The organism is Streptococcus parasanguinis (assembly GCF_015556095.1).
Taxonomy (GTDB): domain Bacteria; phylum Bacillota; class Bacilli; order Lactobacillales; family Streptococcaceae; genus Streptococcus; species Streptococcus parasanguinis_Q.
In genome coordinates this window covers 54,141-71,411 of record NZ_JADNLT010000005.1, presented here as the reverse complement: position 1 = coordinate 71,411, position 17,271 = coordinate 54,141, and the positions used below count along the sequence as shown (strand labels likewise).

The window sequence follows — 17,271 nt, the reverse complement described above, 5'->3', positions numbered from 1 at the left end:
GCTATTCTGACTGAATTCCAAGAATCTCACGAATTTCCTCAACCGATAAACTAGATCGTGTTTCCGTTCCGTCTAAAATCGTTGAGACCAAGTGTCTTTTGGAAGCTTGTAGTTCTTGGATTTTTTCTTCGATCGTACCACGAGTAATCATGCGGTAAACTTCAACATTTTGTTCCTGTCCCATTCGATGGGCACGTCCAATAGCCTGGTCTTCCACTGCAGGATTCCACCACAAATCGACTAAGATGACCGTATCGGCACCAGTGAGGTTCAATCCAACCCCTCCAGCCTTCAGAGAAATGAGAAAAGCATGGCGCTCACCTGCATTAAAAGCATTGGTCATTTCTTGTCGATCTTTAGCGGGAGTAGAACCTGTGATTTTAAAGGAGGTCATGCCAAGCTGGTCAATCTCCTGCTCTAGGATATCCAGCATGCCTCTAAATTGAGAGAAGATCAAAACCCGGTGTTCGCCATCCTTGATTTGACCCAAAAGATCTCGAAGGCTCTCCAATTTCCCACTATCTCCCTGATAGTCTTCCATAAAGAGGGCGGGGGTATCACAGATTTGGCGAAGGCGCATGAGACCCGAGAGAATTTCCACCTTACTCCGATTTAGTTCTTCCTCGCTAGAGCTTCGAACCCGATCTTGAATTTGTTTTAATTGAGCCAAATAGATCGTTTTTTGGCTTTCATCCAACTCATTGTGGTAGGTTGTTTCAATCAAGTCCGGTAATTCTTGGAGCACTTCATCTTTTTTCCGTCTCATGACAAAAGGTTTGACAAATCGTGCAATGGTCTCAGGACTCAATTTTTGAAATTCTCTTTTAGCTGGGAAGAGCCCTGGAAGGACAATTTGGAAAATGGACCAGAGTTCACCCACATGATTTTCAATCGGTGTCCCAGATAGGGCAAACACATGCGGAACCTCAAAGCCACGTAAGTGTTGGGCAATCTTGGTTTGGGCATTTTTCATGACCTGGGCTTCATCTAGAATCAAGTACTCATACTGATTCTTCTGGTATTCCTCCACATCTTGACGAAAAGACGCGTAACTAGTGATAACTACCTGTGGATTGGTTGCGATGAGTTCATCTCGGTGCTGCTTGAGACCATAGACGACTGCCACTTCCATCTGAGGAGCGAATTTTGAAAATTCTTGTTTCCAATTGTAGATGAGACTAGATGGAGCTAGAATCAAGATTTTAGTTTCTTTTTTTGCGACACTGGTCAAGAAGGAAATAGTCTGCAGGGTTTTCCCAAGCCCCATATCATCCGCTAAAATACCACCAAAACCATAATGATTTAACATGGAGAACCATTTAACCCCTGTTTCTTGGTAATCCCTTAGGGTCGCTTGGATTGTCATCTGAGGGAGTTGGAAGTCTTCTGGATGAGTCAAATCATGAGCTAAATTTCGAAAGTCTTCTGAAAAATGAACATTGTCTTGATCTGCCAACAAATCAGATAGCTGATAAGCGGCAATCCGGCGGGCTTGTAGTTTCCCACCCTTGCTCATTTTCGCCCGCAGATCTGCTAAGGCTCGACTGATCTTCTTGGTTTCTTCATCAAAGACAAGAACTTTCCCTGTATGGCTGACAAAATAGTCTTTTTGCCCTACTAGAGCTTTGAGGACCTGGTCCACTTCGGCTGGATCCACACTTTCAAAGTCAAAACCGATCTCCAGTAGACTGCCATTGGTTTTAACATCAATTTTTGGACGCTCCACTTGATAAAGATCTAAAAGGCTATCAGAGAGGGTAACCTCTCCTAAGGCTTCAAAAGTCGGGATCTGTTGGTGAAAGAATGGATAGATTTGCTCACTTGATAAAGGACTTCTTTGGGAAGAAAAATCATCCGTAAAACCTGCTGCTAGCATGGTTGAAAAGACTTCTTGCTCCTTATCGAAATCACTAGAATAAGGAAGATTGAGAAGTTCCTCACGCGTGGTCACCACACGATCCTGGTATTGAAAGACAACATCCAGTAATACAGTCTGATCCTGTGCTAGATCAAAATGAAATTCCGGAGTGAAATCGTGGATTAAAAAGCTGGTCGGGGCTGTTATTTGTCCCAGTTTTTTGAACTCTTTTAGACTATAGGAAAGTTTGGTCTGATCCGTTGGATCAAAATGCAGGCGTTTTTTGCGATCCTGATCCATTGGAAGATCTTGGATGGCCTTCCATAGGGTTCGCTGTTGGGGCGTCAGGTGATAGAAGACACCATTTCGAAACAGGTAAACAGCCGACTCGACAACCTTCACTTGTGGCTCCGTAATGATCAATTCGTAAAAATCACCATGGTCTTCCACCTGAAAATGAAAGAGATCTTCCTCCCCATGGACATCCTGAAAATAGACTTCAGAAAAATCATACAAGCTGTATTGCAAGAGGAAAGAATCCAAATTCATCAGTAATTCTACAGCTTCTTCAAAGAGAGTCGGTGGAAAATAAAGATGGCGCCCAGCATTGGGAAAGAAATCTTGCTCTTTCGAGCCACTATCTGTGACCAAGCCTTGTAGGAAATTGATCACATCCTGACTAGGCCCATCAAATTCTAAATAAGAAATGGGTTCATAGTAACTTTTGCCAATTGCAAAGTGGCCTTCTTTTTGAAGGGTCTGCAAAAAAGCTAGCACATCTCTGATCACATAAGAACGCTCGTCTGGCAAGCGACGAATGCGAAGGGTCCACAAGAATTGACCAGAGTATTCATCCTCTTGCCCGACTGCTGATAAGACATAACGTGTTGCTTTCTTTTCGATTTTTGGAAGAACCTGGTCTAAAAACAAACTTCCAAAAGAGACCTTCTCCTGCGTTTCTTCAGTCGCCGTGGCGTCTTCTTCAAGACTTGCAAGAGCTGCTTTCCCACTGTCATCATTCTTCAAAAAAGCTTCCACAGCTGCCAGATGCGTACAGAATTTTTTCTTTTGAAAGAAAGCACAGCTACAAAAAACAGCATCGTCGTCCAAACTGTACCGCAAGCTTTCTTCTTCCACCCGAAAATATAGGTATTTTTCTTTTACTTCCTGAAGGGAAACCTTCCCAGCTTCATAGAGAAGGCTCCCTTGTGAACGAACCTTCCCAGGAATTAATTTTGCCATGTTTACCACCTTAGATTAATCCCTTTATTATACCATATTTCAAAGTATAGTTAAAATTAATTCGATAAAACTGATTAAAATAGGCGTTTTCGGGCAATCTACTATTCAATTATCCCCAAATGATTAGAATGAGGGAGGCCCCATAAAGGATGGCCTACCCCAAAAAGACCAAAGTATTTTTTAAGAATTTCCTCATGATACGCACAAGTGCCAATAAGCATAACAAAGAAATAAACAGTAGGCATTCTATATTAGACATGGTTACCTTCCTTTTCTATCCATTAAAGCACATCAGGCTTTTTCTTTGAATTAGTTAATCTTTCAGATGTTCATATAAAAAAGGACTCTTCTTGTCTCTCGCGGTCGACAAAGAGTCCTATTTAGTTCTTTTTTATAGTTAGAATGATCCATTCATCTCCTTTTTCAAAGGACTGACAAGATCTTCTTGGCACCTTGACTACCTAACTGTTAAGTGAAGGATGGCAAGACCAGCAAATAGTCTACTAGTATTAGTTTCCTGAGGCACTCAGGCTACTTCCGTTTTCGCGCGATCAAATGGATCGGGGTTCCTTCAAAGACAAAGGCTTTTCGAATCTGGTTTTCCAAGAAACGAAGATAAGAGAAGTGCATGAGCTCTTCTTCATTGACAAAGACCACAAAAGTTGGCGGCTTGGTTGCCACTTGTGTCGCATAGAAGATCTTGAGGCGTTTTCCTTTGTCGGTCGGCGTTGGATTAATGGCAATGGCATCCATAATCACATCGTTCAAGACAGCTGAAGGAATCCGCGTATTTTGACTCTCACTGATCTGTTTAATCATCTCTGGCAACTTGTGCAAGCGTTGTTTAGTTAGGGCAGAAACAAAGACAATCGGCGCATAAGAAAGGTATTGGAATTGATCGCGAATGTCATCTTCCCACTGCTTCATGGTATGGTTGTCTTTTTCAATAGTATCCCATTTATTGACAACAATGATCATACCTTTACCAGCCTCATGAGCAAAGCCAGCGATCCGCTTGTCGTACTCCCGAATCCCTTCTTCGGCATTAATGACCATCAAAACCACATCTGAACGGTCGATGGCACGCATGGCACGCATGACAGAATATTTCTCAGTGTTTTCATAGATTTTACCAGATTTGCGCATACCAGCTGTATCAATCATGGTAAATTCTTGGCCATCTGCATCGGTAAAATGGGTATCGATGGCATCCCGTGTGGTTCCAGCAACAGGGCTTGCGATGACCCGGTCTTCTCCAAGGATCGCATTGATCAAGCTTGATTTTCCAACATTTGGACGACCAATCAAGCTAAATTTTATGATATCTGGATTTTCTTCTTCTGTGTCATTCGGAAGATTTTCGATGATGGCATCGAGAACATCCCCAGTTCCGATCCCGTGGACAGAGGATACCGGTAGTGGCTCGCCCAGTCCTAAGGCATAAAAGTCATAGATATCATTGCGCATCTCTGGGTTATCCACCTTGTTGACTGCAAGAATGACCGGTTTATGGGTCTTATACAAGATACGAGTGACATATTCATCCGCATCCGTGATCCCTTCTTTTCCAGAAACAACAAAGACGATCACATCTGCTTCGTCCATGGCAATTTCTGCCTGATGCTTGATTTGCTCCATAAATGGGGCATCTACGTCATCAATCCCCCCTGTATCAATGATACTAAATTTTCGATTTAACCACTCAGCTGTTGCATAAATGCGGTCACGAGTGACTCCTTCTACATCCTCAACGATGGAAATCCGCTCACCGGCAATCCGGTTAAAGAGTGTAGATTTTCCGACATTGGGACGGCCTACAATCGCAATAGTTGGTAGGGCCATGATTTCCTCTTTTCTAATGAAAGGCGAGATTTCGGTTCAAGAACGCCTCTCTTCATTTCATAATAGTTTGTGTTTTTCTAGTAGTTTTTTGGTCTCTTCTTGTTCAGGTTGACCAAATTGAGCTGCAAGGCGCTCGCTCCAGCTATCTGTTGCACGCGCTCCAGCATAATCTGCCTGAACCTTGTCATAGGCAGTCACAACTGATAGGTCTTGTTCTTGGTATTCTTCTTCAAAAGCAACCTGCTCCAATGGCAAACGTGGTTTCACTGCATGCTGCTGATTAGGTACTCCGAGAGCAATCCCAAAAACAGGATAGGTATAGTCTGGCAGACGGAAGAGTTCTGCGACTTCTTCTGAACAGTAGCGCAACATGCCGATAATCACTCCACCATAGCCGAGACTTTCAGCTGCCAATAGCGTATTTTGAGCTGCTAGAGCCGCATCCACTGAGGTGATCAGTAAGTTGTCCACCCCTTCAGGATGGAAATCCTGCTCATGAAGTTTGACAGCTTTTTCAGCACGGTTTAAATCCCCAACAAAGAGGAGAAAGACGGCTGATTGGCGAATTGCTTCTTGAGGAAGCAAGTCGTATAGAGCTTCTTTCTTTTCCTTGCTTTTGACCACAATCACAGAATAAGACTGAAAGTTTTTCCAACTTGATGCCATCTGCCCAGCTGATAAAATTTCCTTGAGGTCAGCTTCTTTGATGGCTTCTTCCTTAAAACGGCGAACAGAAAAATGAGATTTCATTAAACGGATGGTTTCATTCATCGACGATTGACTCCTTCCAGATGGATTTCCTTGGCTAAAAATTTCACGCGCTCCATGACCCGTTTGGCCTGCCAGGTTTCATCTCCATTGCGCGAAGCCGCAAAATGACGTTCCAACTCTTCAAAATTAAAGTTAGAAGTAAAGAAGGTTGGGAGATTTTCCTGCATTCGGTGCTGCAAAATCACCTGTAAGATTTCATCTCGCACCCAGGCTGACATCTGTTCCGCACCGATATCATCGAGAATTAAAATTTCGGCTTTTTTCACCTGATCGACGGTTTCTTTGACCAAGCCTGAACTGATGGCATTTTTAACATCGATCGCAAAACTTGGAAAATGAAGTAGGGTAGTAGAGGCCTGGCGTTTTTCGGATAAATCATGAGCCAAGGCTGCCATCATGTAGCTCTTTCCTACTCCGAAATCACCATAGAGGTAGATCCCCTTTTGATATTCAGGATAGTTGGCCACAAAATTAGCTAATTCTTCAAAGGCCTCAAATCGCCCCTTATCATCGAGTTCCACCTTGGCTAGACTCGCTTCTTTCAAGGTTGAAGGGAGATTGATCAAGTTGAGACGTTGGTTGATCGCAGCTCGTTTTTGGGCTTCGATTAACTCTGGCGTTTCCTCATAAGCGACATCCGCATAGCCTTCATTCATGGTGAGGATGGGCTTATAACCTTTGGCAATATAATCCGGATCTCCCAATAAGAAACGGTTGCGTTCACTAATGTATTGATTAAATTTTGAAATACTCCGTCGAATTTCTTGTTCAGACAAAGACTGGTCCTTGATAAAGGCAGCCACTTCTTGGTCTGCCAAGATCTGTACGACCAAATCCTCATAGTTAAATTGACGCGCACGGTTCATGTGAGACATGGTTTGACCTACACTTTCCATCTACTCACCTCCTTGATTCAGTTTTTCTAACAGACGTTGTTTCTCTTTAGCAAGATCCACCTTTTCTGCTTGGCTGGTTTGATTTTGATAATTTGGTTGACTCCACTTGGGAACATTGCTGTGCTTGCCCTTGGCTGATGTAGGACTCGTCCCCTTGTTTCCTTGACCCTTAGCTTGTTCCTGGCGTTCTCGAACTTTTAAAATCGCCAGTTCTGCACTGTTGACCCCTTGATAAGAAAAATCATTTCCTACCTTCAAAGCATACTTTTCATTGAGATTAGCAGACTGGGTCTTATTAAAGGTCAACAATAAGATGATATTGATCACCTCATCTAGTAAGCCTAGATCAGCTAACTTGGATAAAGTCTTGCGTTCGCTCTGCGTAATGGTCGCATTGCGCGCCTTCTTAATCTCCGCTAGAAATTGTAGGCTGGATTTTGCCTTAGCTTCCCTCAGAATAGTTTCTTCCTGACGGCTATAGGACATGCGTGGTTGCTCTTGGCTAGCCTGAGCCAACTTTTGCTTCATTCTCTTTGGAGAGACAATCCGGTCTACAGCCGTTTCTTTTGCTAGGAGATAGGTTTCATACCAGGTCCATTGTTGCTCTTCTGCGATGGCAAAGAGGGCTAGGGTTGCCTCTCCTTCATCCGCAAAACGAAGCCCATCACGCCCCATCATTCGCTTAAACATCTCCATATCAAACTGCTGTTTCTTGCTTGGAAGAACTGTCGCCTCCCCAGCATCTAGTCCAAAGACTTGCGAGAAGGAAACTTGCCGTCTAGTCCCTAAAGAGTGTGCTGGGAGCAGATCCTCCACGGCCTTTTCCCCAATCTTTTTTTCAAGCAAGCGTTTAAAAACAGCATTTGAAAAAAATTCTTCTGAGGCAAGAGGGGCATGTAACTGGATGGTGATCCCAACTTCTTCCTCATAGAGATCGAGCAAACCCATGGCAATTAAACGATCAAAGGCTAGTAGCAATTGTGGAAATCCTATATTCAAGTGATTGAGGATTTGAGCAAGTATATATTGTTTTTCACCCTGATCATAAGAGGCCAGCAGATAACGATAAACTGCTACTGTTTCCGTCTCCAAAATAGGCAGGTAATACTGCTCCAATGCAGCCCCTGCCGGTGGAAGAAGATTATTTTTTAAAAATGCGAAAGGCGTATTGGGCTTCATCTATTTTTCCTTTTTCTTCTTGGTTCCCTTCGTAATTTGTTTCAAGAGGGTCTCTAACTCACCGACATCCTTGAAACTCCGGTAAACACTAGCAAAACGGACATAGGTGATCTCATCTAGATCTGCTAACTCATCCATGACCAATGAACCAATATACTCACTGTTGATTTCATTATCACTTTGGCTGCGAACCTTTTGTTCAATCCGGTTTACAATTTCTTCGATTTCGTCACTAGAAACAGGCCGTTTTTGAGCTGAGCGGATAATACCATTAAAGATTTTATCACGAGAAAATTGCTCGCGTGTCCCATCCTTTTTGACAACTACTAGTGTCCGTTCTTCTACACGTTCGTAGGTAGTAAAGCGATAATGGCATTCTTCGCATTCCCTGCGACGACGGATGGTATTCCCATCTTCAGCTTGTCGACTATCCACCACACTAGACTTACTTCCACCACATTTTGGACAACGCATTTGCTACCTCCTTAAACTGTTTTAACACTTCATTTTACCATAAATTGAATCGTAAAGAAAGCAGAAGAACAGGAGAAGCCCCCTATGCGTGCTCCTCTTTGATACATAAAAAAAGAGTCGAAGGATGATTTGAAAAAAATCGTTTTCCTTTCGACTCTCCGTTTATATTAAAGTGATAATTCAGCTTCTAAGCCATAGTGGTCACTGACATTGGGTTTATTTTCCCCATCAAAGATGACATAAAGACGTTGGATGTCCCATTCTGGACTTGCAAAGACGTAATCAATCCGCAATGGAATTTGATTGTCCGTCCAGCCATCAATTTCAGGACCTACAGTATAGGTACCCTTTGTTTCTTTAGCTTCAATAAAGCTATCTTGAAGTTCAAGTGAACTTGATAGAATCGTTTCATAGCCTTCTTGACCAGCAGGATTATTGAAATCACCCGCTAGAATAAAGGGTTTCCCTACTTGGCTGAAGTAGTTCTCAATGCGTGGCCACTCAAATTGGAAACCTTTGTCCCACCAAGAAAGATGGACGCTGGCAACAGCAATCTCTTTGCCATCTACACTTGTATGGGCAACGGCTACTCGACGAGTATGGTAGTCCGTTGGATCATCCATATTGGATACCAAAATCTCATCTGCCTTCAAGGGTTGACGCGAAAGAACGGCCACACCCTCATTGAGGTGATCATAGCCAATATGGTTGTAGGCCCAAGTCCAATAATAGTGGAGTCCATGAGCAGCTAACTCTTCTACCAATACGCGAACAAAGTGGTCCTTGTGAATCGCTACAGATGATGGCAAAGCTTGATAATACTCATCTGTTTCGACTGTTTCTGAGGCCATTTCTTGATTGACCTCTTGGAAACAGATCACATCATATTGCGCTTCTAAAATTTGTTCCTTGAGGGTTTCAAATTTTTGCTGAGCATTCTCTTCCATCCAACTATGGGAATTTAATGTTAAAAATTTCATCCCCTGATTTCTCCTTCTCTCCAAATCAAGAAACGGCAAGAGGCCGGGTGCACTGTCCCAACCTCATTTTCTTTGCCGATGTCTTTTATAATTCTACTGTTGCAACTGGTGCATTTGCTGCCAATTTACCAGTATGTTCGACCTTAACGGATTTAATCGCATCTGCATTTGTGAAGACAACAATTGTTGAAGTTTCACGACCAGCTGCACGGATTGCATCAAGGTCTGCTTCTACCAAGAGGTCTCCAGCAGCCACTGTTTGACCTTCAGAAACTTTAACCTCAAATGGTTTTCCTTCAAGACTAACAGTATCTAGACCGATGTGAACCAAGACTTCCAAACCATTATCTGTTACCAAACCAAGGGCATGTTTGGTTGGGAAGACGCTAGTAACTTTACCAGCAACTGGTGAAACGATGTGGCCATTTTCAGGCTCAACTGCAAATCCGTCACCCATCATTTTTTGTGAGAATACAGGATCTTTCACATCTTCGATGTTGATCACTTCACCATCTGCAACAGAGTGAACTTCATCAGTTACCCCTTTAAAGGTTGCTTCAGCCTTTTGAACTGCTGTCATTTGGCTAGGAAGTGTTTCAGGAATGACTTCACCTGAATCAAGAACGTCTTGGATATCAGATTTCAATACGTCAGCTTTAGGTCCGTAGATGGCTTGGACACCTTGTCCTTTCATGACAAGACCCATAGCGCCTTCAGCTTTCCATTGTTCTTCTGTTCCGACTTTTTCAGCGTCCTTAACGGTTACACGAAGACGAGTCATACATGCGTCAACGTCTACGATATTGGCACGTCCACCAAGAAGGTTGATGATGTTAATGACTTGTGAGCTTGCTGAGCTTGTAGCAGCACCTGCTGCTGCACCATCTCCTGCAGGGGCATCATCATTTTGTTCATAGTTACCGTTACGTCCTGGAGTCGCATAATTGAATTTCTTAATCATGAAGTTGGCAATGAAGTACATGATAAATCCAAAGAGGACTGTTACCCATACAAAGTTAAAGATATCTAATGCCAAACCAGCGTTGATGGCCATTGGAGTACGTGTCAAGAATTCGATTGAACCGAATGAGTGAACACGAAGGTGAACCAAGTCAGCCATTGCAAAGGCAGCACCTTGAACAAAGGCGTAGATCAAGTACAATGGTGTTGCAATGAACATGAACATGTATTCAATTGGTTCTGTAACACCTGTCAAGAAGGTTGCAAGAGCAGTTGCAAAAAGCATCCCTTTGTATTTTTCTTTTTTATCTGGATCCACATTGCGGTAGATAGCAACCACAATCCCCATCAAAATACCAAATGATCCGATCATTTGACCAACTTTGAAACGAGCTGGTGTGTAAGCATGAAGCAAGTGTTGGTATTGGCTAGGATCAGCTTTCTTCAAGTTAACAAGGTCTGTTACCCAAGCCAACCAAAGTGGATCTTGTCCAAATACAGTTGTTCCTTTGGCAGCACCTGTAAGAACTTGGTAGCTACCACCCAATTGAGTATAGTTGATTGGAATGGTCAACATGTGGTGAAGACCAAATGGCAAGAGAAGACGTTCCAAGGTACCAAACAAGAATGGTGCCAATACTGGAGCTGTTGATTGTGAGTTGGCGATCCAAACACCAAATCCATTAATTCCTGATTGAACTACTGGCCACAAGGCTGACAAAACCAAGGCTGTGAGTGCTGAACGAACGATAACAACGAATGGTACAAAGCGTTTCCCGTTGAAGAAAGAAAGGGCTTCTGGGAGTTTACGGTAGTTGTAGTATTTATTGAAGGCAGTTGCTCCAACGAAACCTGAGATAATCCCTACAAATACCCCCATATTAAGAGCTGGAGCTTCAAGAACACTGATAAAGTAGTCCGCAACTTTAATTGATCCACCGAAGATTGTGTGAACCGTAGCAGCCTTATCAGCTAACATTGCAGATGTCACTCCGAAAACTGCACCGGTAATACGGTTAATCAAGATGAAAGAGAGACCAGCTGCAAAGGCACCCCCTGCACGTTCTTTGGCCCAGCTACCACCGATAGCAAGGGCAAAGAGGATGTGAAGGTTTCCGATAACCCCCCAACCGATTTGTTCGAGAATTCCACCTGTAATAACAAGTGGAGATAAATTCGGGTTGATCATAGGGATTGATTTCCCGATTGAAATCATCAACCCAGCCGCTGGCATGACAGCGATAACGACCATCAAGGCCTTACCAAACTTCTGCCAGAATTCAAAGCTAAATAAACTTTTGAATGATCCTTTATTCATCATTCAACCTCCTTATATTGTTTAAGGCTTTTGTTTTTAAGAAAACGTTTGCGCTTAATTTGCTTCTAGTATACCACATTTTAAAAATTTGTAAAGCCTTACATTCATTTTTTCTCCAAATTTTATCATTTTTTATCTTTTTTAAGCCAAATCCTTTTTAAAACCCATCCTTTCCAAACGCAAACGTTTCCCTTGGAGTATAAAAATATTCGAACCCTCTAAGGGTTCGAATATTTTATTCTAATGCATCTTGCATGGCATAGCCAATCCCACGAACGGTCTTAATATAGCTTTTTTGACCTGGTAGATCAATTTTCCCACGGAGATAACGGATATAGACGTCCACAATATTAGTCTCACCTGTACTCTCGTACTTCCAGACACTCTCCAATAACTGATCTCGTGTCACCACTCCTTTGCTTCCCATCAGGGTCGCTAAGAGATCATACTCTCTGCGGGTTAAACTAATCATGTCTTTCCCACGATAGACGGTATGGTGTTCCACATCAATGCGCAAATTGCGGTATGATGTTGGGATTTTCATCTGGCTACAATGTTGGTCAATATAATCACGTCCTCTAAAAATGGCTGTGATCTTATCTACCAAATCGCTGATAATAAAGGGTTTGACCATATAGGAAACAGCAAAGTGCTGAATACTCTCTTTGTGCTCAGCAATTTTTTCGCGGCTATCCAAAACAATCAAAACAGAAGCTGGGCGAATCTGACTGATTTCCTCTGCGAATGTTTCACCAGACATATCTGACAAATCGTAATTAAACAAGATCAGATCATATTTGGTCGCAGCAATCAAGGCCAGACCCGCTTTCCCATCTTCGACCACATCAACTTGATACCCCTCTTTTTGAAGTTCCAAATCAATGAAGCGAGCGATTTGCTTCTCATTTTCTACTAGTAGAACTCGTTTGACCATAGAGCAAGATTATTTTTCGTCGTACCAAGAATAGTGGAAGGTACCTTCTTTGTCTTTACGTTTGTATGTGTGAGCACCAAAGTAGTCACGTTGTGCTTGGATCAAGTTCGCTGGAAGATCCGCTGAACGGTAGCTATCGAAGTAAGTGATGGCTGCTGAGAAGGTTGGTACAGGTACACCTGCTTGAACAGCAAGAGCTACAATGTCACGAACTGATTGTTGGTACTTAGCAGTGACATCCAAGAAGTACTCATCCAATAGAAGGTTAGCAAGATCTGCATCGCGGTTGTAAGCATCTGTGATCTTTTGCAAGAAACGAGAACGGATGATACATCCATCGCGCCAGATAGATGCGATGTCCGCAAATGGTAAGTTCCAGTTGTTTTCTTTAGAAGCAACACGCAATTGCGCAAAACCTTGTGCGTAAGAGATGATTTTTGAGAAGTAAAGGGCTTGACGAATTTTTTCGATCAACTCAGCCTTGTCTCCTTCAAATTTGAATGCAGCTGGTTTTGGAAGAACCTTGCTAGCGTGTACACGTTCTTCTTTGTAGGCAGAGATGTAACGAGCAAATACTGACTCAGTGATGAGTGACAATGGCACACCAAGGTCAAGCGCTGATTGGCTCGTCCATTTACCAGTTCCTTTGTTTCCTGCAGCGTCCAAGATGTAGTCTACGATTGGTCCATCTTGACCTTCATCGTCTTTGCGTTTCAAGATATCAGCTGTGATTTCAATCAAGTAGCTGTCCAACTCACCCTTGTTCCATTCAGTGAAGATTTCAGCCATGTCTTCTGCAGAAAGGCCAAGCAAGTGTTGCATGAGGTCATAGCTTTCTGCGATCAATTGCATATCCCCGTACTCGATCCCGTTGTGGACCATTTTCACATAGTGGCCAGCTCCATCAGGACCGATGTATGTCACACATGGTTTGCCATCTTCTGGTGCTTTTGCAGAGATTTCTTCAAGAACATCTGCTACCAATTCATAGGCTTCTTTTTGTCCACCAGGCATGATAGAAGGACCTTCAAGGGCACCTTTTTCACCACCAGAAACCCCTGTACCGATAAAGTTGATACCAGAGTTTGCCAACTCTTCGTTCCGACGGATGGTATCTTTGTAGAAAGTATTTCCTCCGTCAATCAAGATATCGCCTTTATCCAAATGTGGAAGAAGGGCTTGGATGGTTGCATCTGTACCAGGTCCTGCTTGAACCATGAGCATGATACGGCGTGGTTTTTCGATAGAGTTTACGAAGCTTTCGATATCATAGCTTGGCACAAAGTTCTTATCAGGATGGCAAGCAACAACATCTTCTGTTTTTTCTTTACTACGGTTAAAAATGGCAACTGTGTAGCCACGAGATTCGATATTAAGGGCAAGGTTACGACCCATTACGGCCATACCAACAACACCAAAGTTTGCTTTAGTCATGTGACACTCCTCTTTATAGTTTGCCTATATTCTACCATTTTTTGACATCAAATGAAAGCAGAAAATAGCTTCCCGCCTTCTCTAAGAGGGAGAAGATCATGCAAGTCATTTGATCTTAAAAACAAAAGTGCCCGAGAAACAGTTCTCAGACACTTCCTGATGAATGACATTAATCTTCTTTTGAAGCTAACTCCTCTGCTTCAATGACCGGTTGTTCTCCTTCTTTGAGTTTATTGACCGTCATATTGACCCCAAGGGCTCCTGCTAGCAATTGACGAATATCAAATCCGGCTCCTTGAGAGACTTGGTCGATACTTTGCATAATATCGCCCACCATCTTAGAAGCATTGCCTTCCCCGTACATGGTGATCTTATCAACCTTGGTTAATGGTTCTGCGACAGCACGCGCAATTTCAGGCAACTTGTCAACGACCATTTCAGTAATGGCTGCTTCTTGCATTTTCTTCATCGCTTCGGCCTTTTGGTCCAAACCTTTGGCTTCGGCTTCCAGTTTCAAGCGAATAGCTTCAGCCTCGGCACGACCTTTGGCTTCAATAGCTTCGGCCTCTTGCAATTGGGCAAATTTCTCAGCTTCGGCTTGGGCTTTCCGAGCTTCGGCTTCTTTTTGTGTTTCGAAGAGTTCAGCTTCGGCCTTGCGTTGGCGTTCGATCAATTCTGCTTCTGCAGCTTGTTGACGCGCATATTTTTCAGCTTCAGCTTGTTTGCGGATGTTGGCATCCAATTCTTGCTCACGAACCTTAACTTCGCGCTCTTTGACTTCCGCTTCTTTTTCCTGTTTCATGATATTGGCTTCGGCTGCCACGCGCTCTTGTTCACGACGTTGCACTTCTGCCTCAATTCCTTTAGCGGCATCTGCTTTTGCTTGGGCAATGTCTGCTTCTTGCTTGAGGGCTGCTTGTTTGAGTTTCAGTTCATTTTGTTTTTGCGCAATTTCAAGATCGGCAGCGACGCGTTTGTCGTTAGCCAATTTATCTTGTTCTGCTTCGACTTCCTTGCGTTCACGTTCTGCTTTGGCTTTGGCAATCAAGGCATCTTTCTTAATGGTTTCAACATTTTCAATCCCAAGGTTATCGATGACTCCCCCTTCATCAGAGAAGGATTGAACCGTAAAGGCGATGACTTCTAGACCCATTTTAGCCAAGTCTGGCGCTACGTTGTCCTGCACTTTTGAGGCAAACTCTTGACGGTCATTGACCATCTTACGGAGCTCCATCTGACCGATCACTTCCCGCAAGTTTCCTTCCAAGACATCTTGGACAGAGTTGGAAATATCTGTCGTATTCCAGTTCAAGAAGTTTTCTGCAGCCCGGGCAATCATTTCATCGGTAGTACCAATTTTTAATTTAACAGCTGCATCGGCACGGACGTTAATGAAGTCCAGTGTTGGGACTGCTTCTGACGTCCGAACATCTGTCGAGAATTGCTCAATATCAAGATAAGAGCGTTGTTCGACAAAGGGAATCATAAAGCCAGCTTTCCCACGCAAGTGACGTTGTTTCCGAAGACCGGTAATGACCACGACTTCGTTGGGTTTAGCATTGACATACCCTTTGACCAACAAGATCAATACAAGAATGGCTACGATTACAAAAGTAATCAACCAACCTGGAATAAATAAAGTATCCATACTTTTTCTCCTTTTTTAGAGGTCTCCCCTCTGTTGTTTATTAATCCTAGTATATCAAAAGAAGGCCTTTCCTCAAAGAAAAGACCTGTATTTATGTCTAAATTTATCAAATGCAATCTCTAGCTTATTCTTCGTCAAACAAGCCATTTAGACCAGCGAAAGGACTGTTTTCTTCTTTCTTGATCGCTTGAGCGGCTTGGTATTCTTCTTCGGACAGGATTTTCCAATCATTGCCTTCGATAAAACCTTGTCCAGCCTCTTCTTCTGGAGTGAGAACCTTGAGAGGAATATTGAGCAGAATATTATCCGCTACACTCTCACTCAGGTCAATCTTCCCACCTTCGATTGGAAGGATCAAGTCTTCCTCTAGGGCCTCGATATCTGCGTCAGACTGTACATCCTCCGCAAACACCTCTGTTACAGGATAGTACTCTTGAAGCTCAACAGGCTCCATGCTTCGGCTAGATGCCAAAACGATGGTGTAGGTCAACTGGTAATCCAAGACATAGAGGCCTGTATCATAGGCTACTCGTCCTGTCGCTGTCACATTCTTTAAATCAAGAATTTCTGGATTACGCTTTTGCAGATCCTTTAACAAATCCAACTCTTGATCAAAGGCTAGTCCTTCAGGATTTTTACGGATTTCTTGTGTAAATAGGTTCATTCTTTTGTCCTCAAATCTTCTAGATACTACTAGTATATCATGAAGCTGCCCCTCAACCAAGAAGTCTCCTCAAAAATTTGTTATAATCATGAAAAAAGATACAGTAACTAGGCCAATTGGTGTTGTACACAAGGTCCCACCATCTCTTGGACAAAAGAGGGTCACTGGCTAGGGCATTGAGCAATGTTAGATAGAGGAGAATTCATGAAAGAAATCGGAGCTGTTTTTCGGCAAATACGTGAAAGTCGCCACATCTCTTTAGAGGAAGCTACGGGTGGCGAATTTTCGCGCTCCATGCTATCTCGATTTGAAAGAGGGGAAAATGACCTGACCACGCAACGTTTTTTTCAGGCCCTTCAACAGATCAAAACGAGCCTCAGTGAGTTTTCCCATCTAGCTGGAATCGATCAGCACTCTTTTATTCCCAAATTGTTGAAAGAGCACTATGAAAACATGAGCTTGGAACACGATCAAGCCTTGTACCAAAACTACCAGCTAGCCTATCAGAAAGATCACAAAAAAGAAGACTTCTTAGCCAGCATTATTCTCAAGGCCAAAATGCTTGGCTTCTATCCTGAGGTAGAGTTGGCTGCTAGCCAAGAGGAACTGGATTTCCTCCATGATTATCTCTTCTCTGTCATGATCTGGGGAAATTTTGAATTGAACCTGTTCTCTCTGACCTCTCCACTTTTCTCTAGTCGCCTCTATCGACAATACACAGAGGAGTTGGTCCAAAGGGAGGATTTCAAGCTTCTCCTAGATTCCTCTCGTCCTGCCCTTAACTCTATTTTTCTTAATGGCTTCTTTCTGGCCATTAGTTCAAATGAATTTGAAGATGCAACCTATTTTGATCAGTTGATCAAGGACCACTTTTACTCCGAAAATGAAGCCTACCATCGGACGGTTTATCTCTACGCCAAAGGAGAATTTCTCTATCGAAAGGGAGAGAAAGAAATTGGTCTTGAAAAGATGGAGCAGGCCATTCAGGTCCTCTCCATTCTTGATTGCAAGGACAGTGCCCGCTACTACAGGCAGGGCATGCAGGAACTCATCAAAGAAACCTAAGAAACT

13 protein-coding genes are annotated in these 17,271 nt (G+C 43.1%); 1 reads left to right on the top strand and 12 read right to left on the bottom strand.

Going from position 1 to position 17,271, the window contains the following annotated elements:
* Window position 1 precedes the first annotated feature (1 nt).
* From I2E70_RS06405 to I2E70_RS06350, 12 genes are all read right to left on the bottom strand, one after another.
* Window positions 2–3,100 (bottom strand): DEAD/DEAH box helicase, encoded by a 3,099-nt coding sequence (locus I2E70_RS06405; protein WP_195424061.1) that lies wholly within the window; start codon window positions 3,098–3,100, stop codon window positions 2–4.
* Window positions 3,101–3,631: 531 nt separating this feature from the next.
* Window positions 3,632–4,942, bottom strand: a complete 1,311-nt coding sequence (gene der, locus I2E70_RS06400; protein ID WP_031575509.1) for a ribosome biogenesis GTPase Der — start codon at window positions 4,940–4,942, stop codon at window positions 3,632–3,634.
* Between the two features lie 57 nt (window positions 4,943–4,999).
* A complete protein-coding gene (locus I2E70_RS06395; protein WP_070466415.1) occupies window positions 5,000–5,713 on the bottom strand; it encodes a nitroreductase family protein in 714 nt (237 codons plus the stop codon).
* On the bottom strand, window positions 5,710–6,609 hold the full coding sequence (gene dnaI / locus I2E70_RS06390; RefSeq protein WP_195424058.1) for a primosomal protein DnaI: 900 nt from the start codon (window positions 6,607–6,609) through the stop codon (window positions 5,710–5,712). The genes I2E70_RS06395 and dnaI overlap by 4 nt, the downstream gene beginning before the upstream one ends.
* Window positions 6,610–7,788 carry a DnaD domain protein gene (locus tag I2E70_RS06385; RefSeq protein ID WP_195424055.1) on the bottom strand — a complete coding sequence of 393 codons (1,179 nt, stop codon included), beginning with the start codon at window positions 7,786–7,788 and terminating at the stop codon, window positions 6,610–6,612. It abuts the gene before it with no gap.
* Window positions 7,789–8,262, bottom strand: coding sequence for a transcriptional regulator NrdR (nrdR, locus tag I2E70_RS06380; RefSeq protein ID WP_003005476.1), 474 nt, complete (start codon window positions 8,260–8,262; stop codon window positions 7,789–7,791). It lies immediately after the preceding gene.
* A gap of 167 nt (window positions 8,263–8,429) precedes the next feature.
* A complete protein-coding gene (locus tag I2E70_RS06375) occupies window positions 8,430–9,242 on the bottom strand; it encodes an endonuclease/exonuclease/phosphatase family protein (protein WP_195424051.1) in 813 nt (270 codons plus the stop codon).
* An 85-nt stretch (window positions 9,243–9,327) separates the two neighbouring features.
* Complete coding sequence (locus I2E70_RS06370; protein ID WP_195424180.1) at window positions 9,328–11,520, bottom strand: PTS transporter subunit IIBC; 2,193 nt, start codon at window positions 11,518–11,520, stop codon at window positions 9,328–9,330.
* A 235-nt stretch (window positions 11,521–11,755) separates the two neighbouring features.
* Window positions 11,756–12,454 carry a response regulator transcription factor gene (locus tag I2E70_RS06365; protein ID WP_195424048.1) on the bottom strand — a complete coding sequence of 233 codons (699 nt, stop codon included), beginning with the start codon at window positions 12,452–12,454 and terminating at the stop codon, window positions 11,756–11,758.
* A 9-nt stretch (window positions 12,455–12,463) separates the two neighbouring features.
* Window positions 12,464–13,888, bottom strand: coding sequence for an NADP-dependent phosphogluconate dehydrogenase (gndA, locus tag I2E70_RS06360; protein ID WP_195424046.1), 1,425 nt, complete (start codon window positions 13,886–13,888; stop codon window positions 12,464–12,466).
* A 169-nt stretch (window positions 13,889–14,057) separates the two neighbouring features.
* Window positions 14,058–15,536 carry a flotillin family protein gene (locus I2E70_RS06355; protein WP_003017392.1) on the bottom strand — a complete coding sequence of 493 codons (1,479 nt, stop codon included), beginning with the start codon at window positions 15,534–15,536 and terminating at the stop codon, window positions 14,058–14,060.
* Window positions 15,537–15,660: 124 nt separating this feature from the next.
* Window positions 15,661–16,200 carry a YceD family protein gene (locus I2E70_RS06350; protein ID WP_195424043.1) on the bottom strand — a complete coding sequence of 180 codons (540 nt, stop codon included), beginning with the start codon at window positions 16,198–16,200 and terminating at the stop codon, window positions 15,661–15,663.
* A gap of 204 nt (window positions 16,201–16,404) precedes the next feature.
* Here I2E70_RS06350 and I2E70_RS06345 point away from each other — a divergent pair, with 204 nt between their 5' ends.
* On the top strand, window positions 16,405–17,265 hold the full coding sequence (locus I2E70_RS06345; protein ID WP_195424040.1) for a helix-turn-helix domain-containing protein: 861 nt from the start codon (window positions 16,405–16,407) through the stop codon (window positions 17,263–17,265).
* Window positions 17,266–17,271: the final 6 nt, after the last annotated feature.